Origin of the sequence: Sporocytophaga myxococcoides DSM 11118, assembly GCF_000426725.1 — a bacterium.
In the GTDB taxonomy this organism is placed as follows: domain Bacteria; phylum Bacteroidota; class Bacteroidia; order Cytophagales; family Cytophagaceae; genus Sporocytophaga; species Sporocytophaga myxococcoides.
Map to the genome: position 1 here is coordinate 53,402 of NZ_AUFX01000012.1, position 26,113 is coordinate 79,514.

Here is a 26,113-nt window from a genome sequence, read left to right on the forward strand (position 1 = left end):
CAGGTTAGTGTCACTCTTTGGAAGGATAAGTTTTATTTAATTTTTTGAAAATAAGTGTAAACGATTGTACGGTCTTTCCCCTCTCTGCCTTTCAAATAGAAAAGGTCATTGTTAATCCAAAAAATTGGGTTTGTAAATGGATGAATTTTATGGTTTTCAATATCATCAAGGTCTAACGTTAAATGCTTGCTAGTTAAACCCCATTTCCCGTATTTAGTAGTATTAATTTTATCTTCCTGAAAATTTTGTATTTCTGAGTAAGTATAATCGGAATTAAAAACGTAAATGATATTTTCTTTTTCGCAATTAAAATGAGGATCAAATTTTAAGCTATGGCATTCTTTCCAGCTTCCAATAATAAATTTACTTTTGTCTTCATTTGTAACTTGACCAAAAACATGTAAACAATTTGAGCAAAGCATGAAGCACGCAACAAGTATAGAAATTATAATTTTACAGATCATAAATTTTTTAATGAATTCGGCATTTTTGCAGAGCGGTAATTTTCCTCATTAAGTTGGGAGGTGAATCCCATTGGATTTGCTTAAAGCGTCTGGATGTAAAAATCAAGATGAAGGAGAACAGATAAAAAGCTTAACTGCATAAAAACAAAAAAGCCTCGAAGTTTCCTTCAAGGCTTTACTTAGTAGCGGGAGCAGGACTCGAACCTGCGGCCTTTGGGTTATGAGCCCAACGAGCTACCAACTGCTCCATCCCGCGCTATATTTTTAATACTTTAAATCTATATTTTAAAAGCCTTCTGCTTTTCGTAATCGGGCAACTTTATATTAACCCGGAATCTCCCAGAATTGTTCAGGATTTTTTCTCCTTGTTTCTGTAATTCGGATGCAAATGTAATGCTTTATTTAATTAAATCAACTACCTTTGAAATTCTTTTTACTGAAAAAATAACCATTTTATCTAAAGGTAAAGAGAATCAACGGAATACGTAAAAATTATTTATTGATTAATTTTCAATAATTAAAATTTTCCTTCCTTTTAGATAAAAAATCTGAGTACTAATGTCTGAAATTAAATCTCATAAAGCCGGTTTTGTAAGTATTGTTGGTAAGCCCAATGTAGGTAAATCGACATTAATGAATGCGCTTATTGGCGAGCGTTTGTCAATTATTACTTCTAAAGCACAAACAACTCGCCATAGAATTATGGGAATTCTGAACGGGGAAGATTTTCAGATCGTTTATTCGGATACTCCAGGAATACTAAATCCGCAATATGAACTTCATAAAGCGATGATGGGCTTTGTGACAGGTTCATTGCAGGATGCGGATGTAGTTTTATTTGTTACCGATATTTACGAAAAGGAAGAGGAAGTTTTTGAGATCACTGAAAAGATCAAAAAGATGGATGCTCCGATTATCGTAATTGTAAATAAAGTAGATCAGATAAAAAGTCAAGATGAGCTTAAGGAAAAGCTTAATTACTGGTCTACAGTATTTCCTGCAAAAGAGGTCTTGCCTGTTTCTGCACTAGAGAAATTTAACCTTGAACTGCTTTTTAACACAATTCTTGAACATATGCCTGTTCATCCACCCTATTATGGCAAAGATGAGCTGACAGACAGGCCAGAGCGTTTCTTTGCAGCAGAAATTCTGAGAGAGAAGATTCTGCTCAACTACAAAAAGGAAGTACCCTATAGTTGCGAGGTAATTATTTCAGAGTTTAAAGAAAAGGATGATCTTATCTCTATAAGAGCCGATATTCTTGTCGAAAGAGACAGTCAAAAAGGTATTTTAATTGGCCATAAAGGTGCGGCTTTGAAAAAAACAGGTACCCAGGCCAGACAAGAAATGGAAAAGTTTTTTGCAAAGAAAGTTTTTCTTGAGCAGCATGTAAAAGTAGAGCCGGAGTGGAGAACCAAAGCCGATAAGTTAAAACGGTTTGGTTATCTGCAGTAAGCCAATATTATATCGGAATGGTCCGGATCAAAGAAAAGTAAAAGTATTTAAGAATTATATAAAGAAGGCATGGCTAATATTATAGCAATTGTTGGAAGACCTAACGTGGGAAAATCCACACTATTTAACCGTCTCGTAGGTACCAGGACTGCGATCATGGATGACGTAAGTGGCGTTACAAGAGACAGACATTACGGGTATGGAGAATGGATCGGGAAGTTTTTTACTGTAGTAGATACAGGTGGATATGTATCAAATACTGATGATCTTTTTGAAGAAGCAATAAAGGAGCAAGTTGATGTAGCATTGGAAGAAGCTACAGTAGTGTTGTTTGTTGTTGATACATTTGCTGGTCTTCACCCGCTTGATGAAGAATTTGCGCATAAGTTAAGAAGAGCTAAAAAGCCGGTTTTCCTTGTTGCCAATAAAGCAGACACACATGACAGAGCAAATCTTTCAGGAGAATTCTATGCACTTGGCATTGGTGACGTTGTATATCCTATCAGTTCTCAGAACGGATCAGGTACTGGTGAATTACTGGATGATGTTGTGAAGCATTTTTCAAATGACGGTATTGAAAATCCTGACGAAGGTATACCAAGAATTTCCATTATTGGAAGGCCAAATGTCGGCAAATCTTCTTTTCTTAACGTATTGCTTGGAAGACAAAGAAGTATTGTAACCGATATTGCAGGAACGACCAGAGATGCTGTTGATGCTAAGTATACCGCATTCAATAAGGAATTTATTATTACGGATACTGCAGGTCTGCGTAAAAAGGCAAAGGTAAAGGAAGATATTGAGTTTTATTCAGTCTTAAGATCTATCAGAGCTCTAGAGGCTTCTGACGTCTGTATCATCATCATTGATTCCAAGAATGGACTGGAAACTCAGGATCTAAATATAATCGGACTTGCCAATAGAAACAGGAAAGGAATAGTACTCCTGGTCAACAAATGGGATTTGATTGAGAAAGATACCAATACGGCTAAGAAATTCGAAGATCAGATCAGGTCAGAACTGGCGGGTATGGACTTTATTCCAATTATTTTTGTGTCTGTTTTAAATAAACAGAGGATTCATAAGGCAATAGAAACAGCAATTGACGTTTATGAAAGTAGAAACAAGAAGGTTTCAACCTCTGCTTTGAATGAGGCTTTATTACCTGAAATTGAAAGATATCCCCCTCCTGCTTTGAAGGGTAAGCATATCAAGATCAAATACATAACGCAGTTGCCGACACATTCTCCTACGTTTGCGTTTTTCTGCAATCTGCCTCAGTATATAAAAGCACCGTACGCAAAGTTTCTTGAAAATAAACTAAGAGAACACTTTGGATTTGAAGGTGTCCCTGTTAATATCGTATTCAGAAAAAAATAATTTCACTACCTATGAAAAAGATTTTATTTGGAAGCTTGTTTATTTTAGCGGTTGCGATGATTTCTTCTTGCGAGGAAAAATCCAAATCTGAAAAAGCACTTGATAAACTGAAAGAAAAATCCGAGGAAGCTGCTGAGGCAACCGGCGAAGCTGCTGAAGCGACAGCAGAAGAGGGAGAAAAGGCTGGAAAAAAAGCAAAAAAGAAGTTGAAAAAACTGCTAGAAGATTAGTTTATTGTGGAAGTGGGAACATATTTTTTTTTTAAAAAAATCCCATTTTTCCTTTTGCGATTTAAAAATATCTATATATTTGCATCTTAAATCTAAATTAAAAGTTTTAATTACTATGAGAAAATTATTTGCGTTATTATTCGTAGCTGGTACATTATCATTCGCTTCTTGCTCTGAGAAAAAAGCTGAAGAGGCTGCAACTACTGAAACTGTTGACACTGCTCACGTTGAAGAGGCTCCAGTTGCTCCAGTAGATACAACTGCTGCTGCTCCTGCTGACACTACTGCTGCTGCTCCTGCAGAAGCTCCAGCTGCTCACTAATTAGTGACCTCTGGTCAAAAGACATTCAAAAAAGCCCTGGTTAGACTAGGGCTTTTTTATTTGTATCAATTGAAAAAAGCTTTAGAATAATTTCAACAGATTACCTAAAGCTTTGTATTCTTGACAGAATTCTATTTTGATTTTTTGGCTTTTTTTCCGGTTTCGCTACTTTTCTTCTCTTGCTGTTGTACACTTCCAGAATCATTCTTTTCTGCAAGCTTTTTTAACTCAAATAATTCATCACGCAAACGGGCAGCTTCCATGAAGTCCATTTCTTTTGCTGCTTTTTCCATTTCCTTCTGTGTTCTCTGAATCATCTTTTCCAGCTCAGGTTTGCTCAGATATTGCAATACCGGATCTGCGGCAAGATCTTTATGTTCTTCCTGAACATAGTATGTTCTGGTCTCTTTTCGGGAATCTGCAACTTTGGTTTGGCCAAGAATTTCCTCGCGGCTTTTCAATACTGTTTTAGGAGTAATATTATGTTGTTTATTATACTCCATTTGAATTGCCCGACGTCGGTTTGTTTCTTCAATAGAAAGGCGCATTGAATCAGTGATTTTATCTGCATACATAATCACTTTACCATTTTCATTTCGCGCAGCCCTACCAATAGTTTGAATCAGTGATCTTTGATTTCTGAGGAAACCTTCTTTGTCTGCATCCATTATGGCGACCAGGGAAACCTCTGGTAAATCCAGACCTTCCCTAAGAAGGTTGACACCAACAAGCACATCGAAAACACCAAGACGCAATTCTCTCAATATCTCAACCCTGTCAAGTGTTTTTACTTCAGAATGTATATAGCGGCATTTGACGTTAACCTTTGAAAGGAATTTAGTCAGCTCTTCCGCCATCCTTTTGGTTAGGGTGGTTACAAGCACTCTGTCATTCGCCTTTACGCGTTCGTGTATTTCATCCAAAAGATCATCTATCTGATTTCCGCTAGGTCTTACATCTATCAGTGGGTCAAGCAACCCTGTCGGTCTGATGATCTGTTCTATTACTACACCATCACACTTTCTCAATTCATAGTCAGCAGGTGTTGCGCTGACATAGATGGTTTGCGCTGCCATGGTTTCAAATTCATTGAAGGTAAGTGGCCTGTTATCAAGCGCAGAAGGCAGACGGAATCCATAATCGACAAGGTTTACCTTTCTGGAACGGTCTCCTCCCCACATAGCTCTTATCTGAGGAACTGTTACATGGCTTTCGTCTATAACCATCAGAAAGTCAGAAGGGAAATAATCCAGCAGACAGAATGGTCTGTCGCCCGGATTTCTCCTGTCAAAATATCTGGAGTAGTTTTCTATACCGGAACAGTAGCCAATTTCCCTCATCATCTCCATATCAAACTCGGTACGTTCCTGTATCCTTTTGGCTTCAAGGTGACGTTGCTCGAATTCGAATAACTTCACTTGTTTCACCAGATCATCCTGAATTTCAGTTATAGCTTGTTTCAGGGCATCTTTACCAGTTACAAAAAGATTTGCAGGGTACAGGTTAAAAAACTTTTCATCATTCAGCTTTTTTCCTGAATATGGATCAATTCTCTGAATGGCTTCAATCTCGTCTCCCCAGAAAATAATTCTGTAAGCAAAGTCAGCATAAGCCGGAAAGACATCAACGGTGTCTCCTGTAACACGGAAAGTACCACGTTTGAATTCTGCAGTAGTTCTGTTATAAAGAATTTCTACAAAAGAGTAGAGGAGCTTATTTCTGGAGACTTTTTCTCCTTGTACTACTGTTACTATATTCTTTCCAAACTCTTCAGGATTTCCAATACCATATATACAAGAGACGGATGCGACTACAATAATATCTCTTCGTCCGCTCATAAGTGCTGAAGTGGCAGCAAGTCTGAGCTTTTCAATCTCTTCGTTAATGGAGAGGTCTTTCTCTATATATAAATTGGAAGAAGCGATATAGGCTTCGGGCTGGTAGTAATCGTAGTAGCTGATGAAATATTCAACCAGATTATCAGGAAAGAAATGCTTGAATTCGCCATAAAGCTGAGCAGCCAGTGTTTTATTGTGGCTTAGAATCAGCGTTGGCTTCTGCACTTCCTGAATAACATTGGCTATGGTAAAAGTTTTTCCTGAACCGGTAACCCCAAGTAATGTCTGAGCAGGTTCACCTTTATTGACTCCGTCTACAAGTTTGGATATGGCCTTGGGCTGATCGCCTGTTGGCTTATAGTGTGATGTTATGTTAAACAATTGAGCTCCTTTGTTTAGGTTATAAAAAAACATTGTCACAACCTCGGTAACACAAGCGAGTTGCTAACTGTTCCATATTTCCCAGGCTTTTTCAGCCTGGAGATGCAGCATTTCAAGTCCGTTTTTTGTCTTGGCTCCCTGAGTAGCACCTTTTTTCATGAAAAGGGTCTCTTCGGGGTTGTAAACAAGGTCAAACAGGTAATGTTTTTCTGTAAGAAATTCGTAAGGAATTGCCGGACAAGCGTCAACTTTAGGGTACATTCCGAGTGGAGATGTATTGATGATAAGTCTGAATTCTGCAAGCAAAGTGGCGTTCACATCTTCATAGCTAAGCAGGTATTCACTTCCGGATCTGGAAACCATTTTAAAAGGAATGCCGAGATCATCCAATGCCGCAATTACAGCTTTGGCTGCTCCACCAGTTCCAAGTATCAATGCTTTCAGAGATTTTGGGTCTTCGTTTCCAAGAAATTTTATAAGAGAGTTTCTAAATCCGTAATAATCGGAATTATATCCTTTTAGCTTATTTCCATTTATTACTTTAATGACATTGACAGCGCCGATTTTTCTGGCAGCAGGATCCAATTCATCCAGCATAGGAATCACAGCCTCTTTATGAGGAATTGTCACGTTCAAACCTTTTAGCTGAGACTGGGCTGAAATAACAGAGGGAAGCTCGGTGGCTTCCCTTATTTCAAATAGTTCGTATCTGCAATTTTGTATTCCCTCTTTCTCAAACTTTTCACTGAAATAGCGCTTGGAAAAAGAGTGGGTAAGCGGAAACCCAATTAATCCGTATACATTCATTAAGCTACAGTTTTTTTGCTAAACTTGCTTTTTAGATATTCAATAAGCGGAGGAGTGATGGATAAAAGAATTATTCCAAGGATTACAAGAGTAAAATTCTTTTTAACAGCTGGAATATTTCCAAATAAATAACCAAGCAGGGTAAATCCTGCTACCCATAAAATACCTCCAATAATATTATAGGAAATAAATTTTTTATAGTTCATGGTACCCACACCTGCTATAAATGGAGCAAAGGTTCTGATAATGGGCATAAAACGGGCAAAAATAATGGTTTTTCCGCCATGTTTTTCATAAAACTGCTGTGTCTTAACAAGATATTCCTTTTTCAGGAAACGATAATCCTTGCTAAAGACTTTCGGACCTATAAAATTTCCAATGAAATAATTAAGTGTATCCCCAAGAAATGCAGCAATAAATAAAAGAAGAATTAACAAACCAAGATTCAGACTACCCAATGCAGCAAAGGTTCCGGCTGCGAATAACAAAGAATCACCCGGCAAAATAGGCATTATAACTAGTCCGGTTTCCACAAAAATGATCATGAATAAAATTAAATAAGTCCAGAAACCATAATCAGTAATGATTTGGCTAAGGTGCTGATCCAGGTGGAGGAATAGGTCAATAAAGCCTTTTATTAAGTCTATCATGTTAAAGTTTATTTAGAAAATAATCAAATGTATCGCTTCTGAGTCCCAGGCGAAGTGTTTCTAAAGGAATAACTTCATTTGGAGAAATATTTCCCAGATTTACATTTGAGCTCAGCAGTTTGATAAACCAGACCTGCTGTTCCCTCTGAGGAGCTTCCCAGATTATTTTTTCAAAAGGAATTTTAGTTAAAATTTCTTCTACAAGGCCAGATCTTACTTCACCCGTAGAACGGAAAAGTCCCACATTTCCACCTTCTCTTGCTTCTCCGATTACTTTCCATGCTCCGGCATCTAATTCAGCCTGCATCAACTGAATCCACTTGTAGGGTGGTATAATTTTCTCAACGTCTTTAGATCCCACTTCAGACAATACTGTCACTTGCTGGGAAAGACGATTGATATACTGACATTTAAGATCGTGATTTAGTTCAATGCTTCCGTCAGAAACTTCAGCAAAGGTCATCTGGTATTTATCCAGAATTCTGATATAATCTTCAAATTGATTTCTAACTACAAAAGCTTCAAAAAGAGTGCCTCCGAAGTATACCGGTATGCCTGCAGATTTGTAGATGTCCAGTTTATCTTTAAGGTTTGGGGTAACATAGGAAGTTGCCCAGCCTAGTTTAATGATGTCGATATAATTCCCTGCGACTTCAATCAAATCTTCCGTTTCCCTGATACTTAAACCTTTATCCATTACCATTGTAAAGCCGTATTCTCTCGGTTTTTTAGTCCTCTCAGGGATCTTGGAAAGCACAAAATTGTTATACATCTTCTTTTCTATACTGATCAATGATTTTATACAGCGCCTTCTGAGTTTCCAACTTTGGAAAAAACTCATAAAGGACGATATGTTTTTCAAAGTTCAAAATTAAACCATTTTCTAAATAATTAAAGGCTTCTTTGTAATTACCTGCATTAATTAAATAAGCGGCGGCTCTATAATACAACAAGGCCTCCTCAGGAATTTCTTCGATGCCGTTTTTAATCAGCTCGATAGCTTTCGGATTATCTCCTTGCTCGTAATGTATAAATGACCAGTTCAGCCAAAGCTCCGGATCGTCTGGACGCAAGAAGCAGGCCTCTTCATAGGCTTCTAGGCAGGATACAATATTGCCTGTTTTGTACTCGGCTTTTGCAAGACCTGCCCAGTAGTCTGGGTTTTCTTTTTCAAGCTTTATTGCTTTCTTAAAAAAATGGATGGCTTCATAAGATTTATCCTGGCTGTCCAGACATTTTCCTAAACCGTACCACGCCTCACCACAAAAACAGTCAAGTTTTGCTGCTTTTCTGTAATATTCTATTGCCTGACCCGGTCTGTTAAGTTTTTCATAACAAGTGGCAATACTTAAATAGGTTTCCGGATCCGGATCTTCTAGTTCAAGTGTTTTATTATAGCATTCAAGTCCTCTTTCAGGTTGCTCCATTTGGACATAACAATTGCCCATATTAAACCATGCAGAGGCAAAATTGTCATTTATCGCCAGAGAAAATTCGTAAGCATGAACGGCTTTTTCATAATTGGCCAGTTTGAAATAGACAATTCCCATATTGTACCAGGCAAAATAAGAATATGGATCCTGGTTTATGAATTTTTCATAAAAGGACAGGCTGTCTTCAAGTTTGCCAGTATGGTCCAGGCAAAATGCAAGATCGTACAGAGCTTCCTCATGTTGCTGGTTTTCCTCAATAGTTTTCCTGAAAAATTCAATGGCAATGTCCATTTTACCCCATTCCTGATAGGCTAGTCCAAGGCCATAATACATATCGTCTTTTTCCTCAACTATATCCAGCGCGTTTTGAAGCAGTTCAATTGCGTCTTCAAACCTTTCCTGCTGAATCAGTATGTTGGCTTTCAGAAATATGATATCTGCATCATTAGGTTGAAACAATTCGGCTTTTTCGATATGCTCTAAAGCTTCATTAAAATCTTGCTTTTTGGCGAGAAGCTCGGCCTTGGCAACAAGAAGTTCAACGGAAAAAGGAAATTGGGTAATCGCTATCTGACATACGGACAGCGCTTTTTTGTATTTCCCGAATTCCGTATAGTGTTGAATAATGTATTCATAAGCGCTGATATCAAAAAAGATACTTTCGCCGTTTTTCAGCATCTCTTCAAACTTCCGAATCAGGTCTTTTCCCTGTTGGTTCTTTCTGAATTTCCTTTTCATTTAAGAGATAGAGCTGAATTAATTACTAAATTTTGTAAAATGTGCAAATAGCTGATTTTTAAAGAAATTGGCCAAATCTGTAAGAATTGCCATTTCTACAATTTAACAATTGAAATTTAAAGGAAGAAATAAGATTTGATTATTTTTCGACCTTTTGTAATAGTTGCTCGCAGGTCCAGGAAACCGTCTCTTCAAAGGGAATAAAGCTGTAATTGAGCAGGTTTTTAATTTTTTCATTGCTGTAAATTACATCGCTTTTTGATATACCGGCTGTTTCCTTAGTAATCAAAGGTTTTGATCCGGTTAGTTTATAGCGAAGATACTCAAATCTCCAGGCTATGTTTCCTATGAATTTAGTTACCTTATACGGGGGTTTTCTTTTTCCGAATTTCTCCGCTACCATATCGAAGAAATGTTTGTACGTTGTGGTCCCGGCATTCAGAATAAATCTTTCTCCCGTAATATTTCTGCTATGCAGACAAATTACAATTTGAGTAACATCACGTACATCTATATAATTCATTTCCTTCTCAGAGTAAAACAAATTATTTTTCCAGACATACTTAAATAGTTGGCTACTCCCTGTGTTCCAGTCTCCGGGTCCTAATATAATGCTCGGATTTACAATGAACCCGTTTAACCCTTCCTCAAATGCGCGCCATACTTCAAGTTCTGCCAAGTATTTACTTTTTCCATAATTGCTGTTCACCGGTGAGTCTTCCCACACACTTGCTTCTGTAACCCGACTTTCATTTTTTGATCTTCCGATCGCAGCGATAGAGCTGATATGGATAAACTTGGAAATACCTTTGTTTAATGCAGCATTTACAAGATTGGCAGTTCCCTGTGCATTTACTTCAAAAAGAAGTTCTTTGTCTTGGGGCTGATATGAGACAAGAGCGGCTGAATGTACAATAGTATCGACGCCTTCAATGATTTTTTCAAGGACTGTTATATCTGACAGGTCTCCATCCTCCCAGATTATTTTCTGGGCATCTTCTCCAAGAAGCTGAAAAGAGCTAGATTCTCTTTTCATTGCTTTTACTTTGTGACCTGTTCTGATAAACTCTTTTGCCAGAAAGCTGCCCAACAGACCTGTAGCTCCGGTTATAAAAATCATAAGTAGTTGTTCAGGAGGTTGAGTTGAAGTGCCTTTTTATAATGCTTTGAAATACGCGCTTTTTTCATAGCATCGATATGTCGTATGCCGTGGCAATCCGAGCCAAGCATGTCTACCATACAATTGTCAATTAGTTTGCCGGCAAATACTTGTGCAGCTTTTGAATAATAACCACTCAATGAGTTGATATTTAGCTGAAATAAAACTCCTTTTTCGTAAATTTTCTTAAACAAAGAAAAATCAGAATAGAGATAGGTATATCTTTCCGGATGCGCCATTACGGGCTTGTAACCCTGACTTTTCATTAAGAAAAGTGCTTCGTCTAGGAAAGCAGACTCATTGATATAAGAGGTTTCGAAAAGAAGATAATTGCTGCCGAATGTCAGCAGTTTTTCTCCTGATCTTAATTTGGCCATAAACCATTCGTCCAGATAGTATTCTGCTGCCGCCTCCAGTTTTATGGACAGGTTGTTGTCCTTAATAAGGCATTGAAGTACTTGAAGTTTTTCAGAGATAATTTCAGGAGTATTCCGGAAAAAATCCCCCATGATGTGGGGTGTGGCAATTAGCTTTTTGTAACCGAACTCTTCAAAAGCTTTGAGCAGTTCAAGGGCGTCTTCAGGGGAGTCAGCTCCGTCGTCTATGCCTGGAAGCACATGAGAATGCATATCCACGAATAGTGACTCTTCTACTGTCTCTTTATCTTTCTTCTTAAAAAGGCCAAACATCATGCTTTAACTCCTGCAAGACTTTTTATTTTTGAAATAATTGTTTCTTTCTCCGTCTCCCCTTCATAGTAGCCATATCCATACCCATACCCATAGCCTCCATATCCATATGTGTTGATTGCTTTTAATGCATTCATCAATACGCAAAGTTTTGGAATGGTCTTCACAAGTTTGTTGATGTTGCGTTTGGCGCTTTTCTTGGAATAGTCGGTACGCACCACATATAAAGGAATATCGGCTTTGCGAAGAATAAGTATGCCATCAGTAACAAGACCGACAGGAGGTGTGTCAATTACGACTACATCATATATTTCAAAAAGACGTTTGATTAACAGATCAAACTCTTCTCTCAGTATCAACTCTGATGGGTTAGGAGGTGTTGGTCCTGCAGAAATAAATGACAGGTTGGAGATGCTTGTCGGCTGAATACATTCTTCAAGGGTATGTTTGCCGATAAGGACAGTGCTCATACCTTTAAAGTTTTCCTTCTCAAAGGCAAGGTGCACCTTGGGCTTACGCATATCAAGATCCAGGAGGATTACCTTTTGGTTTGACAATGCTATGACGCCGCTGAGGTTTGATGCTACGAATGTTTTCCCTTCCCCGCTGACAGTGGATGTTACCGCTATCAGTTTTTTCTTTTTGTTCGGACAAATGAATTCTAGGTTCGTTCTTATGGATCGCAAGGCCTCGCTTATTGCTGATTTTGGGTTTTTATCAACAACGAGTTTGGATACTTCCATTTTTTCCTTGCTGTATTCCGGAATACCACCAAGCATGCTGGCATGTAGCGATCGTTCCAGCTCTTTCTGTGTAGAGATTGTATCGTTGAGCAGATAACGGATCGCAATGAGAGATATTCCAAGGAAGATACCGATTCCAAGTCCGCTTATGTATATGAATATTTTCTTAGGATATATCGGATTAGGATTGTTCAAAGCAGGGGAAAGTATAACAAAGTTAGGAATGGTACCTGCTTTGGCGATTCCGAATTCCGCTTCTTTTTCCATCAGCAGAAGGTAGAATTTCTCATAGATGGAATAAAAACGCTTAAGCCTCGTAAACTCAGTTTCTTTAGAAGGTAGACTTAAAACTTCCTGCTCCAGCTGAACCATTTTAGCATTGATTTCACCTGATTGCTGATAAAGGATTTTTTTGTTGATATCTATCAGTTCAAGGACATTTTCCTTGATGCGTTCAATTGATTTATTCTTGGTTTTTACAACAAGTGTATTTTCCCTTTGTGAATTAAGCAGTCTGTTTCTTTCTTCCTGCAAGGTATTGAGGCTGTTAATTGCTGCGGATAGCTGAGGGTCTTCTACCTGAGTTAGAGCTGGAATAAAATTATTGATTTCTTTATCGCCAAGAATAAGTTCTTTTAATTCGCCAAGCATTGAAATTCTTGACTTCAGCACTTGCTTTTCTTTTTCCAGTTCTTCTATCTTAATTCCGGTTTTACCAAAATCCTGTTTTACGTCGACAGTCCTGTTGTTTCTAACAAATGCCTCCAGTTCTCTTTCTGCTTTTGCAAGATTCTCCTCTGTTTTAAGTAAAGATGCTTCGAGGAACTTGATGGTCTGTTCGTGCGACTTTGATTTGTTTTCCAGTGTCTGTTCCAGATAAACGGAATCAATAGTGTTGACTATGTCTGTAGCCTTAAAGTAGTTATGATTTTTATAAGAAAGCAGAATGGTATTGGCTTCCAGATTAAGAATGCTTACTGAAACATTTTCCATCAGGTTTTTGACCAGAGCTTCTTTACTGTTCATTGTAAAGAAATACTTTGTGCCGGTCTCTTTGGCAGACCAAAAACTAGTTGGATATAGTGTGAAGGTATAATTTTCATTAGAGATCTTTTCCCCGAAGTAGTGCTCCGACTTAATCTCTTCGTCATTGTTTTTATAGGAAAGGAGAAATTTATCTTTATCCAGAAATGTAACGTCAAATTTGAAATCCAGAAAGCCCTGATTTTTTATTTCACCTATGACCTTAAATGGAGCGCTGTTGTATCGCTCTTCATAGAGGATATTTCCGTAAGCGAAATAGCTGACATCCATCTTCATTCTATCAACTATTTTTTCATAAAGAAAGCGTGATTTAAGGAACTCGATTTCTCCGGAAATAGTGGAAAGTTTATTTCCAGGCATGTTTTCATCATTGAACTTGTTGAGACCGAGCACGCCGGCCTCACTTTTAAGGTCCAATTTCAGAATGGAAGAAGATTCATAAACAGGTTTGGTGTATCGCACATATAAGATTGCTCCAGAAACACTGAGCATAACCAGCAGAATTACCCAGGCCAGGCTTTTATTAGCTATTACAAGAAGCTTCGCGAAATCGAAATCCCCGAATACATCATCCTGTTCTTCGCTATCATCTGCAAAGCTAACTCTATTGCCCGATCCGTTTAAAGACCTTTTATCTTCGTCTTCCAATAAAGACATAATAATGAATTAAAATTATTTGACGGTAGTAATTAATACGACCAAAGTGATTAAAGTACCCAGAACGGAAATAATCGGAGCAATTTCTCTGGCAGATTCGCTCAGCACTCTTCTTACAGGTTCGATATAGACTATATCGTTGGGTTCAACCTGAAGGTTTGCCTTTTTCATGCCTTCTATGGTTGATAAATCTACAATTGTCACATCAGGATTTTTTAAATCTCCTCTGATATGCCTGATATTAAAAGCTTTTCCGTTTTCCAGAATTCCACCGTAAAGGGCGATTACTTCTACCAGATTTAATTTTTGATTTTCAAGCGGAATTACTTTGCCTCCCTGTGGGCCTAGCACTATTACCCTTTTATTTCCAAACTTGGTAATAACGAAAGGTTCTTCATAAAATTTTGAATATTGAAGACTTAAAAGACTATCTGCTTCTCTAAGTGTTTTCCCTAGCAGAGAAATTTCACCAATCATCGGCAGTCTTACTTTACCGTCCTGACGGACAAGATACTTTGGCCTCTCTACTCTGTTTTGGTAGTTATTCTGATTGATCATCATTTCATTGTTGGGATCAACCAGGCGCTCTCCTCCGTTTGTATATATAGAAACTTCAAGAAAGTCATTTTTTTGTATGAGATAAGTAGGAGTACCTTCTTTGAGAATTTGCCTTACTGAGTCAACAACATACTCGGTTTCTGTTTTGAACATCCTGCTGTGGTTAAACATTCTGCAGGAAAAGAGTCCGAATGTCAACTGAATACAAATGAAATAAAGAAGTAGCCTTTGAATACTCATACTGTGAAAGCATTCAGGGGAAAGTGGTATTCCCCTGAATTTTTATAATGACGAAAGAGAGAATAATTCTTTTAACGGTTTTAAAAGTTGGTCCTTATCAGAAACCAAAGGATTTTTTACCATCCAGTCTATATTTAAAGACGGATCATTCCAGATGATACCAGACTCAGATTCTTTGTGATATAGGTCTGTGCATTTGTAGAAAACAATACTTTCTTCCAATGCTGAAAATCCGTGGGCAAAGCCTTCGGGAATATAGACCATATTACATTTTTCAGAATCCAGTAAAAATGTATCGTACTTGCCGAATGTGGGAGAGTCTTTTCTAATATCTACAGCAACATCCAGAATTTTCCCTTTTATAACCCTTACCAGTTTACCCTGAGCATGCGGAGCATTCTGAAAATGAAGGCCTCTTACTACTCCTGGAATAGAATAAGACTGATTATCCTGAACGAAAGTTAGGTCCAGTCCATTGTCTTTAAAAACTTTTGTATTATAGGATTCAAAAAAGAAACCCCTGTCGTCTTTGAATAATCTTGGAGTTATTTCAAAAAGATCTTTAATGTAAGATTCTCTAAAGTGCATATGATCAAATTTAGTAAAGATTTTCAACTATTTTTAACTGCAAATTTGAAATAAGGGTAAATGAAAGGGAAAATGTATTATTTTCTCACAGATTAATGTTTTTGACCCCTTTTCGCTGCTAAAATTTGCACAATTGCAGCTTCATAAGTCTTAATAACTATTTTTTCATCAAATTGCTTTTGAGCTTTTTCCCTGGATTTGATAGCCATTTTTGTATAGATCTCTTCTGGCAGATTATACAATGCTTCCATCTTCATTGCGAGATCCTCCGGGTCTTTAACTTTGCAGAGAAAGCCATTAATCCCATCTTCAACTACTTCTCTGCAACCCGGCACATCTGTGGTCACTATTGGTATTCCGCATGAAGCAGCTTCCAGCAAACTTTTGGAAGTCCCTTCCCTATAACTTGGTAATACCACACAATCGGCTTCCTGATAAAGTTTCAAAGAATTCTTTTCAAACCCTTTGTATTCAATTAACCCTCTGTTAATCCAGTCTTGCAGCTGCGAGGCTGGGATGCCGAGTTTCGACTCTTCGTCAAGGCCACCTGCAAGCATAAATATAGCATCCAGCCTTGCTTGGATTAATTCTATTGCTTTTATGTATTCAATAATTCCTTTATCGTAAAGCAGCCTTGCCATAAGCAAAAATCTGAAGGGCGTTCCTTTCCTAAAATTCTTTTTTTCATTGGGGAGAAATTTTTCTGTATTAACCCCTGATCCGGGGATCAGAGCAGTTTTATTGATAGCTATCAGATTTTTTTTGACAAATAGACTTCTGTCATCTTCATTTTGAAAAAATACTTTTTGGGGAAATCTGAATGCCATCTTGTAAAGCGCTTTCGCAATTTTTGTGGAAATATTATCGTGCAAAAAAACAGTACCAAGCCCGGAGACATTATTAATTACAGGAATTCCCAAGCTTGCTGCAGCTAAGGACCCATAAATATTGGGCTTTATGGTATAGTGCAAGATGAGATCTGGTTTGATTTTTTTATAAACAGATCTGAGTGTCAGCATGTAACGGATGTCATTGAGCGCGCTGCTACCTTTACTCTGCACACTTACAGGAATATGTTGAAGGCCGGCATGGATAAGCTCAGAAGAAAATTCGTCTTCGGGAGAAATTGCATATACCTCAAAACCACAATTCATTAAATGTCTGGCAAGTCCCATTCGGAAATTGAAGATGTTCCAGCTGGAATTAACAGAAATCGCAATTTTCATTATCCTGTAACCTATATAAATTAGATTTTTTACAAACTAAAAATTAATTTTGGGTTGAAACAAATATAATTTTATGACCAAAGGCTTTTTGCACACACACAATCTCGTGGTGGTAATCTTCTTGATTACATTTATTATTAAAACAGTTCTTTTACTGCTAAATAAATACGAGCAACTAGATAAAATAAGAGAAAAGACCAAGGTTTTGGAGATGATTATGGGAACACTTATCCTGATTACCGGAGGATATTTACTATACGCAACTAAAAATACTCAGTCCTATATTATTGCGAAAATTGTTATTGTGCTGGCTTGTATTCCTTTAGGAATTATAGGTCTTAAAAAGAAAAACAAGGCATTAGCTGTAATTGCATTATTGGGATTCCTTTATGTATTGGGCATTGCCCTTACCAAGAGCTTAACACTGACAAAACAAAAAATCGAAGTCCCAGCCTCTGTTTCTGAAGAATCATCTGCAGCATCTGAAGAGATAATTCAGGAAAATGCTGATAATGGCTTAAGCAATGCAAAAGCTATATTTGAACAGGAGTGCTCGAGATGCCATGGTTTGGATGGGAAGCAAGGTCTTGCAGGGGCAAAAGATCTTACCGTTTCTCAGCTAACTGACGCACAGAAAAAAGAGATGATACTTAAAGGAAAAGGTGTGATGGCGGGTTATGAAGGAAGACTATCTGAACAGGAAATAGACAATCTGGTTCTTTATGTTAATACATTAAAAAAATAGTTTTTTCTCTACATAGAATAAGACGCAAAGAAATATTGTTGCTTTTACGTGATGAAAACAAATACAGGAAACGAGACAAAAAAGGCAGTAGAAACAGCGATACTTGTAGCGCTTATTCATAAAAGACAACCGCAGGACAGGGCCAAGGAGTACCTTGAAGAACTGGCCTTTCTTGCCAGCACGGCGGGCGTAGAAACACTTGCATGGTTTACCCAAAAAGTAGACCACCCAGATCGCCGTACCTTTATCGGAAAAGGTAAGTTGGAGGAAATACAAGCGTATGTAACGGCGCATTCTGTGACCCGTGTTATTTTTGATGATGATCTCTCGCCTTCTCAGTTAAAAAATCTGGAGAATGAGCTTAAGGTAAGAATATATGATCGCAGTCTTCTGATTCTTGAAATCTTCATGAACAGAGCACAGACTGCGCAAGCCAGAACGCAGGTAGAGCTGGCCCGCTATCAATATCTGCTGCCTCGTCTTACAAGAATGTGGACTCACCTTGAAAGACAAAGAGGGGGTACAGGTACAAGGGGTGGATCAGGAGAGAAGGAGATTGAAACAGATAAGCGTGTTATCCGCGATCAGATCACACTTCTGAAAGAGAAGCTGAAAAAGATCGACATGCAAAATGCTACTCAGAGAAAATCAAGGACGGATATTGTGAGAGTAGCATTGGTAGGATATACCAACGTTGGTAAATCAACCCTTATGAACCTGCTTTCCAAATCTGATGTATTTGCTGAAAATAAGCTTTTTGCAACAGTCGATGCTACTGTCAGAAAGATCAACTACCTGAACATTCCTTACCTGCTTTCAGACACGGTAGGTTTTATAAGAAAATTGCCGACAACGCTGATTGAGAGTTTCAAATCAACCTTGGATGAAGTAAGGGAAGCGGATATATTGATTCATGTAGTGGATATAAGTCATCCTTCGTTTGAAGAGCATATCGAAGTAGTAAATGCTACGCTTGCGGATATAAAAGCTGCTGATAAGCCTGTAATTCTGGTATTCAATAAAATTGACCAATATCATCCTGAAGTTGAGCAAAGTGAGTTTGAGGGAGAAAAAATCAGTGAGGCAGAGGTTATAAAGGCTTCATTGGAGCATTTGAAAGCAAGTTACCTTAACAAAAACCAGTTTGCGACAGTATTTATTAGTGCTACACAGAGGGAGAATATCGATGAATTAAGAGAGATAATAGGGAAGAAAGTCAAAGAAAAGCATTTGATGATCTACCCGAATTATTTGATATATTGAGGAAAATATATATTTTAGCAGCCTCATTTTCGAGGCCTCGTAGTTCAATGGATAGAATAGAAGTTTCCTAAACTTTTGATACAGGTTCGATTCCTGTCGAGGCTACAAAATACAGCAAGAGTGTGAGTATTGAGCAAGAGGGATTTTAGTTTCTGTTGCCGTTGCTCGGACTCTTGCTTTTTTTATTCCTGTTCTCTCATCTTTTATAACTTGTCAAAAAAAGCTTTCACATCTTCAAGTGTTTCTTGTGAAGCAGATGAGGTTATATTACTTAATACCCAAACATGAGTTTGATTTTCATATATTTTAAGAGTTGTGCTCCTTTGTTTGTCTTTGAATCGTTCAAATAATTTTTTACTATCATCAGCTAATATTTCGTTTGACCCAACCATAAGTAATGAAGGTGGTGGATTCTTTAACTTCACGTTCCATGGGTTGGAAGATGCGTTACCTGAAGAATAGTAATCGGCAAATTTTTTCAAATCTTCTTTTGTCAGGATTGGATCTGATTTTTTATTCGTCTCATAGGAATCATTTGAGCAACTAAGATCTAGCCAAGGTGAAATCATAATGAAACCCAATGGCTGAATAGTTTTTATTGTTTGAATTTCTCCCAGAGATGAGAGCAGAATTCCTCCTCCAGCGCTATCTCCCATTAACACTATTTTGGCTGCTCTTTTATTCGTTAATAATGATTTATATACATTTACCACATCATTCATTCCCGCTGGGAACGGATGCTCCGGAGCTAAGGCATATTCAACAAATAGAATTTTAGCTTTTAATTTTGTTGCGATGTGACTCACCAATGCTTTATGTGAATTAATTGATCCGGCTGCCAGAGAGCCACCATGTAAATAGATAAGAACTTTATCTGAAATAGTAGTTGTTGGTGTAACCCAATAGCAATTTACACCTTCTATCTTTTCATTTTCAATTTTAACATCCTTTGCCATAGGATAAATATTACCGAGATTATCAAAAAAACTTCTGAAGTTTTTTATCTCAACTGCTGTTAGTGTGTCCATTTTTATTGAGTTTATTTGTCCATTGGCATGTGCTATTGCTAATAGTATCAATAGCATCACGCTTAAAATATTTCCTAGTTTCATGTTGTAAACATAGAGGCAATACTATACTTTTACAAGTAGTATATAAAAACTGTACTAGTATAGGTAAATGTAGTACTGCTGAATATCAAATAATTAAACTATGAAAAAAATTGAAATAAAATGCCCGGTAGAACACTCGGTAGAGCTTTTAGGAGGAAAATGGAAGCTGCCAATCTTGCATGCTTTGGTTAATGCTAGCCCAAAACGGTTTAAAGAACTTGAAAGAGAAATAAAAGGTATTACTCCTACTATGTTAACTAACCAATTAAGAAGTCTTGAAACAGATGGGTTAGTAAGCAGGAAGATTTTTGCTACCGTTCCGCCTACCGTTGAGTATAGTTTAACAGAATTAGGTAAATCAATAAAGCCGATGATGGTAGAGCTTCAAAAATGGGGATTATTCCATCAACACTATCTTCAAAGCCAAATGAAGTCCACGAAGAAAGAAAAAACCGTTTAATACGAATATATATTATTGAAATATTAAGTAGGATGAATTAAAAATAGTAACAGATACTTTTTTGCAATTCCCTCTTCTTTCTAAATAAAATTACGTTTATATAATCTTTAGCAGTCATTATATAAGATTACAGTCAAGAACAATGAAATATCAAGACATTAAACCTTCTATAGAACTAGAGCCTTATATTCATTCCTTTTGGCAATTGAAGGGAGAGGTAAAAGACAGTCAATGGGAACGTACCTTCCCTGACGGATGCGCGGGATTGATTATTAATTTAGGAGACATTTGCAGAACTGACAATGGCTTGGTTTCTATGGACTACGGGAAAACTTATGCTGTAGGGGCAATGACTTCCTTTAAGGACAGCTTTATTGATACTAACACACATCTATTGGGTGTATGCCTGAAACCAGCAGCATTTTCAGTTTTTTATAATCATGCTCCGCAAAATGAATTGATAAACTCTACAATAGAGTTTGATCCTAGATATTCGTTTAACCTCGAAAAAATCAATAAAAATCCCTTAAACTATTTGAACAGGTTTTTTATTGATAGGACTAAAACCAAGCACCAGCCTCTTCAAACAGTTATTGAAGCAATTCATAAATCGAATGGTCAACTTAGCATTTATGAAATTTCAAAAAGAAACCATACCACTGTGAGACAATTGGAACGGAACTTTAAAATTCATATAGGTCTCACTCCAAAAGAATATTCAAATATTGTACGCTTTCAAAATGCTATGTCAGTAATTAAAAATTCTTCTCAAGATCGAAGCTTATTAGACATTGCTTTTGAATGTGGTTATTATGACCATTCTCATCTTACCAATGAGATAAAAAGAAACACAGGACTTGCTCCTTCTCAACTTTAATTTTGTCGCATTTCTCCAAAGTTCAAGTATTGGCTAATATTTAATTTTGCCCAAAACATATTTATATGAGAAAGGTAATTTTAAATTTAGCAATGACCTTGGATGGTTTTATCGAAGGACCTAATGGAGAAATCGATTGGTGTATAATGGACGATGATATGAACTTTGATACTTTCGTATCTGGCATTGACAATATTTTTTATGGCAGAGTGAGTTATGATGCCTGGGGAAACTTTCAGCCTGATGCGAATACAAGTCCGGCAGAAGAAATGATGTGGAAAGGAATTCATTCCAAGAAAAAATTTGTTTTTTCAAGCCAAAACAGACAAAGTGAAAAAGCAACTTTCATTACTTCTGACATAGCAAATAAAGTTGCAGAAATAAAAAAGGCAGAGGGAAAAGATATCTGGTTATACGGAGGAGCAAGCCTCATAAAAACATTTATAAATTCACGACTTATTGATATCTATAAAATTTCTATTCATCCCGTAGCTTTAGGTAGTGGAAAGCCTTTATTTGAAGATTTAAAAGAGCGCATAAATTTGAAATTAATTAAGACCGATGTTTTCAAATCTGGAGTTGTACAGTTGACCTTCGAACCAGAGCACATAAAGTAAGTCTGATCAGAGCAAGAGTACGAGTATAGACTAGAGGATTTGGTCAACTGTTGCAATTGCTCGAGCTCTTGCTTTTAACTGTTAAAGAATCTCCCTTTGCTATTTTGATGGCTGATTACTGATATGGTACATGGAATCAAATGATTTTTGAAGTGACTGGCCAACTTCGATGATATAGCCATCAGGATCTTTCATGTAACATCGCATTTCCCACCCGTGATTATTTATAGGTTCAGTAAGGAAAGTGGCACCTTTTTCTTTCCATTCTCTGTAGCATGCCTGGATATCTGCAACTCTTAAATTCAAAAAGCTGTCTACTTTATTTGAGTTTTGAGGGGCCTCTAAAATAGTATCAGGCTTATCGGGGGTAGGTCCTCCTCCGGAATTTAAAATTAACCACGAATTTGACAATCTGATTACACAGGGATTTTCTTTTACAATTACTGTTCCTCCAAGTACTTCAGAGTAAAAATTAGCAGATATTGCCTGGTCTCTTACAGTTAAAAAATGGGTAACATAAAATCCTTTTTCGGGAATTGGAACATTTGCTGGTATCATAATGAAATAATATTTTTTATGTAACCATACATAAAGGTCTTTGTTATAGTTGACTATTCTTTCAAGTGCTTTCGTGCGCAGAAAATACTCTTGTTGACCTTGATAAGATTCCTGAATCAATTACAACTAATACACTCCCAAATTTTGTTATACATGAAAGAAATAACAGGAGAAAGGAGGAGGTATAAAATGGCTATATTGGATACAGTTAAAAATTTGGGGGAATCAGTTTCCTCCAAGGGTTCAGAAGTGGAAACGTCTGTTGATGTTAACCTTGACAATAAAGATGTGTTGCCAAAAGAAGGAAAACTGACCGAACAAGCTACAGGTGCTTTGTCAGGGGCATTGGCTCCCGTAGCGGAAATGGGAACAGAAGCTGCAGCAAGTGCAATTGTTGCTTTCCTTAAAACTAGTGAAGGAAAAAAAGTAATAATGCCATTAGCGAAACATTACCTAAAAAAATACTGGTGGGCTTTGGCAGGAATTGCGGCATTTGAAGTAATTGGAATTTTTGCTACAATAAGGTTTTCCCTTTCAAGGAAATAGATTTTCCGGAAGTTCGTATTTATATTAAGTGATGCAAATCAATCCCAATAGTTCTCATTTGTTAAACTGAGAAATATTGGGATTATGACTATATAGAATTGAAGTGTTAATTCACTTTCATTCCCATTATCAATATATCATCAATCTGCTTTTCTTTAGTTCCCTTCCATGCTTCAATAGTTTTATTCAGAATATCCTTTTGTTTACTGAAAGGCTCTCTATGAATTTTCAACAGGAGATCTTTTAAATTTTTTACCATAAATTTTTTGCTCTCTGGTCCTCCAAACTGATCTTCATATCCATCGGAGAATAGATAGATATGCGTATCGCCATCGTAAGATACTGTATGCTTGGTGAAATCTCTGTGAGCCTGTCCCTGAGAGCCACCTATTGGATGTTTATCTCCTTTTAAATGCTCAAGCTCTCCGTTTTTAATTACAATCAATGGGTTCTTTGCGCCTGCGAATTCAATGGTTTTATCTTTGCGATTAATCACACATAAGGCCATATCCATACCGTCTTTATTATCATTCTTGTCTTGTTGAAGAGCAGACCTTACATTTTTATTAAGCTCAGTGAGTATTAAATGAGGCTCATAAATTTTATTGTATACAATCATGTTTAACAAATTGTATCCCACCATTGACATCAATGCACCAGGAACACCATGACCAGTGCAATCTGCAGCAACAACTATAACCTTATTATTTTCTGCACCACCTTCATTTCTATCATCACCATCATTCACATTAAAGAACCAGTAAAAATCTCCACTCACTATATCTTTAGGTTTGAACAGAATGAAAGAATCTTCGAATAAATGTTCATAGCTGCTCTCATTTGGCAACATTGCATTTTGAATTTTCTGAGCGTAGTTGATTGAATTGGTAATATTGTCATGCTGGTGTTTTATCACACCTAGTTGTTTTTCAATCTGATCGCTATACTGCCTCTTCTGGCGTAGGTTTTTATATATTACATATGCTAATATAGAAAGTGTTATTATACCTAAAATCAAGGAAGCGATTATTGCTGTAATGAACCTATGCCGAGCATCTTTCTCCTTAATTACCAATTCCTGATTTTTTAATCTTGACTCTTGCTCTTTAATTTTCAAGTCCTCGATTTCTCTTTCTTTTTTTAATAAATCTATTTGAGCAAGATGTTCTTTATTTTTTAAATCAAGAAGATCCAGAGAGTCTTTGGTTTTGCGTAATGAATCAGTTTGTCTGTTAAGCTCTTCTTCTGTCTGTTCTTTAACCCATTCAGCATTAAGAGTTTGTTCTCTAAGCTTAGACATTTCCAATTCATCCTTCCTCGATTGCTTTTCCAGCTGTTTCTTTTCTGCTGCCGTTTTAATTAAATTCAGCCAATACGTATACTCTTCTTCTTTTTTACGAGCTCCTGTTTTATGATTGAACTCTACCAGTAATTCATAAGTCTTGGCCAGAAGGCTCTCATCTCCGCAGGTCTTTGCCGTCTCGATTATTTTTTCAAGTTCGGTAATTGCCTTTTTTGTTTTGCCAGACTTTGCATGCAACTCAGCAGATTCTATCGCTTTTATTACAATTGATCGTTTATCCTGTACTTCCTTTCCTGAGCTACTTTTTTTATCAGCTCCTTCAGCAGATTGAAAGAGGAAAAGAGTAATAAGAAAAATGAATAAACCAATGTTCCTCATATCCAATTTCATCGTTAATGTTCTACCTATAATGCAACACTTATAAGAGTATTTAAACGAAATTGTAATTTGCAGGGAGGATAATTGTAAGATTTATTAATATAGTTGTAAAAAATTGTATTTAACAGAATGGGCTTTTAATTCCCGGTGCTCAATTAAAATTGGTATTTTAACTATCAACTTGAGTAATTCTGCGGTTAAATGCAAAAAGCAATATTCCCTTGAAGTTTATGAGGGCTAATTACTTTTTAGCACATTACTTCAAATTCTGAATATTACACAAAGCCTTTTTTTAGTTCCATGTGTAAGGGCTATGTGTGTTTGTATTGATAGAAAGAGAATTTATTGATGTTCAATAAGGGTAATGCTCCTAAAAAATCTTCAATTAGTTATAAAATAGTTTTTTTTCAGATAATTCTAATCATTTTCTAATCTGAGCTTTAGGGCATCTTAATGTCTGGATAATATTTTTGCTTATCCACAAAGTATTGTGGTATTGAAATTTAAGCTGTAAAAAGTAAAGATATGAAGACATTAACCAAAGAAATGCAATCCGCTATAACGCCTCAACAGGCCTTTCAGCTGTTAAAAAAGGGCAACGAGCGATTTATTAATAATCTGAAGGCTAATCGTAACTTACTACAACAGGTAAATGAGACTTCTGATGGCCAACATCCATTTGCAGTAATTCTTAGTTGTATAGATTCTCGTACATCTGCTGAATTAATATTTGACCAGGGGCTTGGAGATATCTTCAGTATCCGTATAGCCGGAAATATCTTAAATGAAGATATACTTGGCAGTATGGAATTCGCCTGTAAATTGGCAGGAGCGAAGATTATAGTTGTATTGGGACATTCTAAGTGTGGAGCTATTAAAGGTGCCTGTGATCATGCTAAATTGGGAAACCTTACAACATTGTTGGACAAAATAAAACCTGCTATTGATTCTGAAAATACAATTAAAGAAAATCGTAGTTCATCTAATGCAGAATTTGTAGAGAAGGTGGCAGATCTTAACGTAAAGCTTACTGTAAAAGCTATTACAGAAAGAAGTCCTATACTTAGAGAAATGATTCAAAATGGTTCAGTGAGTTTAGTGGGTGGGATGTATGATGTAGGATCGGGGTTAGTGTCCTTTTATGATGAGGAAACATTTGAAGTAGATTCCAAAATTCTGGCTGAAGAAAGCCTTACAAAATAATCCATACCTCCCTATTACCTGGCTTGTAGCCTTTACAAGCCAGGATTTCTTTTCTCAGTTGATGCTGCTCTGGCAATATTTTTTAATAGGATCATTAATTTTACTCTAGTATCTGCCCCCCTAAATTGAAGCTATTCATACATTCAAATTTCCAAATTTATCTTTCATTATTTTGTCTATTTCTACAACGCTATATACCAGAGAAGGATTAGATTCTTTTCTTAGCTAGACATGTGGAATATCCTGAAATGAATGCAAGAAATAACCGGCATCAAGACCAAGTTTAAAAGCTTCATGTGCATAAACCATATATCCATTTAATCCATTCACTATGGTTCTTAATACAGTTCCCTTTCAAAATTGTTAAAAAGGGCTGCTTTTTGACTTTTCTTAATGGTAAAATTTTTATGGAAAGTAAACCGCAACAAAGACCAATGTTGATAAGCAAA

At 36.8% G+C, this 26,113-nt stretch carries 26 protein-coding genes and 2 tRNA genes; 12 read left to right on the forward strand and 16 right to left on the reverse strand.

The features are described from left to right. Positions 1–32 precede the first annotated feature (32 nt). Together K350_RS0115540 and K350_RS0115545 are read right to left on the reverse strand one after the other, a co-directional pair. Positions 33–464 (reverse strand): hypothetical protein, encoded by a 432-nt coding sequence (locus K350_RS0115540; protein WP_156027059.1) that lies wholly within the window; start codon positions 462–464, stop codon positions 33–35. 183 nt (positions 465–647) lie between these two features. Next, positions 648–720 (reverse strand) — tRNA-Met (locus K350_RS0115545). 302 nt (positions 721–1,022) lie between these two features. Between K350_RS0115545 and era the strand changes: the two genes are divergently transcribed. From era to K350_RS0115565, 4 genes are all read left to right on the forward strand, one after another. Further along, positions 1,023–1,919, forward strand: coding sequence for a GTPase Era (era, locus tag K350_RS0115550; protein WP_028980696.1), 897 nt, complete (start codon positions 1,023–1,025; stop codon positions 1,917–1,919). 69 nt (positions 1,920–1,988) lie between these two features. After that, the gene (gene der, locus K350_RS0115555; protein WP_028980697.1) at positions 1,989–3,299 is read left to right on the forward strand and encodes a ribosome biogenesis GTPase Der; all 1,311 of its coding nucleotides are present in this window, start codon (positions 1,989–1,991) and stop codon (positions 3,297–3,299) included. A gap of 11 nt (positions 3,300–3,310) precedes the next feature. Next, positions 3,311–3,529, forward strand: coding sequence for a hypothetical protein (locus K350_RS0115560; RefSeq protein WP_028980698.1), 219 nt, complete (start codon positions 3,311–3,313; stop codon positions 3,527–3,529). A gap of 115 nt (positions 3,530–3,644) precedes the next feature. Further along, positions 3,645–3,851: a hypothetical protein gene (locus K350_RS0115565; RefSeq protein ID WP_037575958.1), complete on the forward strand. Its 207-nt coding sequence runs from the start codon at positions 3,645–3,647 to the stop codon at positions 3,849–3,851. 131 nt (positions 3,852–3,982) lie between these two features. On the opposite strand, the gene uvrB is transcribed toward K350_RS0115565, so the two are convergent. The 11 genes from uvrB to K350_RS0115620 all read right to left on the reverse strand — a co-directional run bounded on the left by uvrB (position 3,983) and on the right by K350_RS0115620 (position 16,602). Further along, entirely contained in the window at positions 3,983–6,103 is a 2,121-nt protein-coding gene (gene uvrB, locus K350_RS29055) for an excinuclease ABC subunit UvrB (RefSeq protein ID WP_081671028.1), read from the reverse strand. 30 nt (positions 6,104–6,133) lie between these two features. Then, positions 6,134–6,877: a shikimate dehydrogenase family protein gene (locus tag K350_RS0115575; RefSeq protein WP_028980700.1), complete on the reverse strand. Its 744-nt coding sequence runs from the start codon at positions 6,875–6,877 to the stop codon at positions 6,134–6,136. Continuing rightward, complete coding sequence (locus K350_RS0115580) at positions 6,877–7,527, reverse strand: DedA family protein (protein WP_037575961.1); 651 nt, start codon at positions 7,525–7,527, stop codon at positions 6,877–6,879. The genes K350_RS0115575 and K350_RS0115580 overlap by 1 nt, the downstream gene beginning before the upstream one ends. Before the next feature lies 1 nt (position 7,528). Continuing rightward, on the reverse strand, positions 7,529–8,299 hold the full coding sequence (locus tag K350_RS0115585; RefSeq protein WP_028980702.1) for a phosphosulfolactate synthase: 771 nt from the start codon (positions 8,297–8,299) through the stop codon (positions 7,529–7,531). After that, entirely contained in the window at positions 8,292–9,698 is a 1,407-nt protein-coding gene (locus K350_RS0115590) for a tetratricopeptide repeat protein (RefSeq protein WP_028980703.1), read from the reverse strand. Before K350_RS0115590 ends, K350_RS0115585 begins: the two co-directional genes overlap by 8 nt. A gap of 139 nt (positions 9,699–9,837) precedes the next feature. Continuing rightward, positions 9,838–10,818 (reverse strand): SDR family NAD(P)-dependent oxidoreductase, encoded by a 981-nt coding sequence (locus K350_RS0115595; protein WP_028980704.1) that lies wholly within the window; start codon positions 10,816–10,818, stop codon positions 9,838–9,840. Beyond that, entirely contained in the window at positions 10,815–11,549 is a 735-nt protein-coding gene (locus K350_RS0115600; protein ID WP_342665051.1) for a tyrosine-protein phosphatase, read from the reverse strand. The genes K350_RS0115595 and K350_RS0115600 overlap by 4 nt, the downstream gene beginning before the upstream one ends. Beyond that, positions 11,546–13,990, reverse strand: a complete 2,445-nt coding sequence (locus K350_RS0115605) for a polysaccharide biosynthesis tyrosine autokinase (RefSeq protein ID WP_028980706.1) — start codon at positions 13,988–13,990, stop codon at positions 11,546–11,548. Before K350_RS0115605 ends, K350_RS0115600 begins: the two co-directional genes overlap by 4 nt. Positions 13,991–14,005: 15 nt before the next feature. Next, a complete protein-coding gene (locus K350_RS0115610) occupies positions 14,006–14,701 on the reverse strand; it encodes a polysaccharide biosynthesis/export family protein (protein WP_051313189.1) in 696 nt (231 codons plus the stop codon). 129 nt (positions 14,702–14,830) lie between these two features. Further along, entirely contained in the window at positions 14,831–15,376 is a 546-nt protein-coding gene (gene rfbC, locus K350_RS0115615; protein WP_028980708.1) for a dTDP-4-dehydrorhamnose 3,5-epimerase, read from the reverse strand. A gap of 92 nt (positions 15,377–15,468) precedes the next feature. Continuing rightward, positions 15,469–16,602 (reverse strand): glycosyltransferase family 4 protein, encoded by a 1,134-nt coding sequence (locus K350_RS0115620; protein WP_028980709.1) that lies wholly within the window; start codon positions 16,600–16,602, stop codon positions 15,469–15,471. A gap of 73 nt (positions 16,603–16,675) precedes the next feature. On the opposite strand from K350_RS0115620, the gene K350_RS29060 reads away from it, so the two are divergent. The 3 genes from K350_RS29060 (at position 16,676) to K350_RS0115635 (ending at position 18,715) form a co-directional block, all read left to right on the forward strand. Beyond that, positions 16,676–17,347: a SirB2 family protein gene (locus K350_RS29060; RefSeq protein ID WP_037575966.1), complete on the forward strand. Its 672-nt coding sequence runs from the start codon at positions 16,676–16,678 to the stop codon at positions 17,345–17,347. Between the two features lie 51 nt (positions 17,348–17,398). Continuing rightward, the gene (gene hflX, locus K350_RS0115630) at positions 17,399–18,610 is read left to right on the forward strand and encodes a GTPase HflX (protein ID WP_211236755.1); all 1,212 of its coding nucleotides are present in this window, start codon (positions 17,399–17,401) and stop codon (positions 18,608–18,610) included. Positions 18,611–18,643: 33 nt separating this feature from the next. Then, positions 18,644–18,715, forward strand: a tRNA-Arg gene (locus K350_RS0115635). Between the two features lie 98 nt (positions 18,716–18,813). Here the strand turns inward: K350_RS0115635 and K350_RS31355 are convergent. Then, the gene (locus K350_RS31355) at positions 18,814–19,722 is read right to left on the reverse strand and encodes an alpha/beta hydrolase (RefSeq protein ID WP_081671030.1); all 909 of its coding nucleotides are present in this window, start codon (positions 19,720–19,722) and stop codon (positions 18,814–18,816) included. A gap of 100 nt (positions 19,723–19,822) precedes the next feature. Here K350_RS31355 and K350_RS0115645 point away from each other — a divergent pair, with 100 nt between their 5' ends. From K350_RS0115645 to K350_RS0115655, 3 genes are all read left to right on the forward strand, one after another. Next, positions 19,823–20,182, forward strand: coding sequence for a winged helix-turn-helix transcriptional regulator (locus K350_RS0115645; RefSeq protein ID WP_028980711.1), 360 nt, complete (start codon positions 19,823–19,825; stop codon positions 20,180–20,182). Between the two features lie 142 nt (positions 20,183–20,324). Further along, positions 20,325–21,059: a helix-turn-helix domain-containing protein gene (locus tag K350_RS0115650; protein WP_028980712.1), complete on the forward strand. Its 735-nt coding sequence runs from the start codon at positions 20,325–20,327 to the stop codon at positions 21,057–21,059. 65 nt (positions 21,060–21,124) lie between these two features. After that, entirely contained in the window at positions 21,125–21,676 is a 552-nt protein-coding gene (locus tag K350_RS0115655; RefSeq protein ID WP_028980713.1) for a dihydrofolate reductase family protein, read from the forward strand. Positions 21,677–21,775: 99 nt separating this feature from the next. Here K350_RS0115655 and K350_RS29070 read toward each other — a convergent pair whose 3' ends face one another. Further along, positions 21,776–22,234: a VOC family protein gene (locus K350_RS29070; RefSeq protein WP_051313207.1), complete on the reverse strand. Its 459-nt coding sequence runs from the start codon at positions 22,232–22,234 to the stop codon at positions 21,776–21,778. 153 nt (positions 22,235–22,387) lie between these two features. Here K350_RS29070 and K350_RS0115665 point away from each other — a divergent pair, with 153 nt between their 5' ends. Then, on the forward strand, positions 22,388–22,780 hold the full coding sequence (locus tag K350_RS0115665) for a hypothetical protein (protein ID WP_028980714.1): 393 nt from the start codon (positions 22,388–22,390) through the stop codon (positions 22,778–22,780). A 106-nt stretch (positions 22,781–22,886) separates the two neighbouring features. Here K350_RS0115665 and K350_RS0115670 read toward each other — a convergent pair whose 3' ends face one another. Next, positions 22,887–24,461, reverse strand: a complete 1,575-nt coding sequence (locus K350_RS0115670; protein ID WP_211236756.1) for a PP2C family protein-serine/threonine phosphatase — start codon at positions 24,459–24,461, stop codon at positions 22,887–22,889. 525 nt (positions 24,462–24,986) lie between these two features. Here K350_RS0115670 and K350_RS0115675 point away from each other — a divergent pair. Next, entirely contained in the window at positions 24,987–25,664 is a 678-nt protein-coding gene (locus tag K350_RS0115675; RefSeq protein WP_028980716.1) for a carbonic anhydrase family protein, read from the forward strand. Positions 25,665–26,113 lie beyond the last annotated feature (449 nt).

Bases quoted from the DNA above. Each gene is read 5' to 3' on its own strand.
- K350_RS0115540 (WP_156027059.1), bottom strand. From the start codon at position 464: ATGATCTGTAAAATTATAATTTCTATACTTGTTGCGTGCTTCATGCTT.
- era (WP_028980696.1), top strand. From the start codon at position 1,023: ATGTCTGAAATTAAATCTCATAAAGCCGGTTTTGTAAGTATTGTTGGT.
- der (WP_028980697.1), top strand. From the start codon at position 1,989: ATGGCTAATATTATAGCAATTGTTGGAAGACCTAACGTGGGAAAATCC.
- K350_RS0115560 (WP_028980698.1), top strand. From the start codon at position 3,311: ATGAAAAAGATTTTATTTGGAAGCTTGTTTATTTTAGCGGTTGCGATG.
- K350_RS0115565 (WP_037575958.1), top strand. From the start codon at position 3,645: ATGAGAAAATTATTTGCGTTATTATTCGTAGCTGGTACATTATCATTC.
- uvrB (WP_081671028.1), bottom strand. From the start codon at position 6,103: ATGTTTTTTTATAACCTAAACAAAGGAGCTCAATTGTTTAACATAACA.
- K350_RS0115575 (WP_028980700.1), bottom strand. From the start codon at position 6,877: ATGAATGTATACGGATTAATTGGGTTTCCGCTTACCCACTCTTTTTCC.
- K350_RS0115580 (WP_037575961.1), bottom strand. From the start codon at position 7,527: ATGATAGACTTAATAAAAGGCTTTATTGACCTATTCCTCCACCTGGAT.
- K350_RS0115585 (WP_028980702.1), bottom strand. From the start codon at position 8,299: ATGTATAACAATTTTGTGCTTTCCAAGATCCCTGAGAGGACTAAAAAA.
- K350_RS0115590 (WP_028980703.1), bottom strand. From the start codon at position 9,698: ATGAAAAGGAAATTCAGAAAGAACCAACAGGGAAAAGACCTGATTCGG.
- K350_RS0115595 (WP_028980704.1), bottom strand. From the start codon at position 10,818: ATGATTTTTATAACCGGAGCTACAGGTCTGTTGGGCAGCTTTCTGGCA.
- K350_RS0115600 (WP_342665051.1), bottom strand. From the start codon at position 11,549: ATGATGTTTGGCCTTTTTAAGAAGAAAGATAAAGAGACAGTAGAAGAG.
- K350_RS0115605 (WP_028980706.1), bottom strand. From the start codon at position 13,990: ATGTCTTTATTGGAAGACGAAGATAAAAGGTCTTTAAACGGATCGGGC.
- K350_RS0115610 (WP_051313189.1), bottom strand. From the start codon at position 14,701: ATGTTCAAAACAGAAACCGAGTATGTTGTTGACTCAGTAAGGCAAATT.
- rfbC (WP_028980708.1), bottom strand. From the start codon at position 15,376: ATGCACTTTAGAGAATCTTACATTAAAGATCTTTTTGAAATAACTCCA.
- K350_RS0115620 (WP_028980709.1), bottom strand. From the start codon at position 16,602: ATGAAAATTGCGATTTCTGTTAATTCCAGCTGGAACATCTTCAATTTC.
- K350_RS29060 (WP_037575966.1), top strand. From the start codon at position 16,676: ATGACCAAAGGCTTTTTGCACACACACAATCTCGTGGTGGTAATCTTC.
- hflX (WP_211236755.1), top strand. From the start codon at position 17,399: ATGAAAACAAATACAGGAAACGAGACAAAAAAGGCAGTAGAAACAGCG.
- K350_RS31355 (WP_081671030.1), bottom strand. From the start codon at position 19,722: ATGAAACTAGGAAATATTTTAAGCGTGATGCTATTGATACTATTAGCA.
- K350_RS0115645 (WP_028980711.1), top strand. From the start codon at position 19,823: ATGAAAAAAATTGAAATAAAATGCCCGGTAGAACACTCGGTAGAGCTT.
- K350_RS0115650 (WP_028980712.1), top strand. From the start codon at position 20,325: ATGAAATATCAAGACATTAAACCTTCTATAGAACTAGAGCCTTATATT.
- K350_RS0115655 (WP_028980713.1), top strand. From the start codon at position 21,125: ATGAGAAAGGTAATTTTAAATTTAGCAATGACCTTGGATGGTTTTATC.
- K350_RS29070 (WP_051313207.1), bottom strand. From the start codon at position 22,234: ATGATACCAGCAAATGTTCCAATTCCCGAAAAAGGATTTTATGTTACC.
- K350_RS0115665 (WP_028980714.1), top strand. From the start codon at position 22,388: ATGAAAGAAATAACAGGAGAAAGGAGGAGGTATAAAATGGCTATATTG.
- K350_RS0115670 (WP_211236756.1), bottom strand. From the start codon at position 24,461: ATGAGGAACATTGGTTTATTCATTTTTCTTATTACTCTTTTCCTCTTT.
- K350_RS0115675 (WP_028980716.1), top strand. From the start codon at position 24,987: ATGAAGACATTAACCAAAGAAATGCAATCCGCTATAACGCCTCAACAG.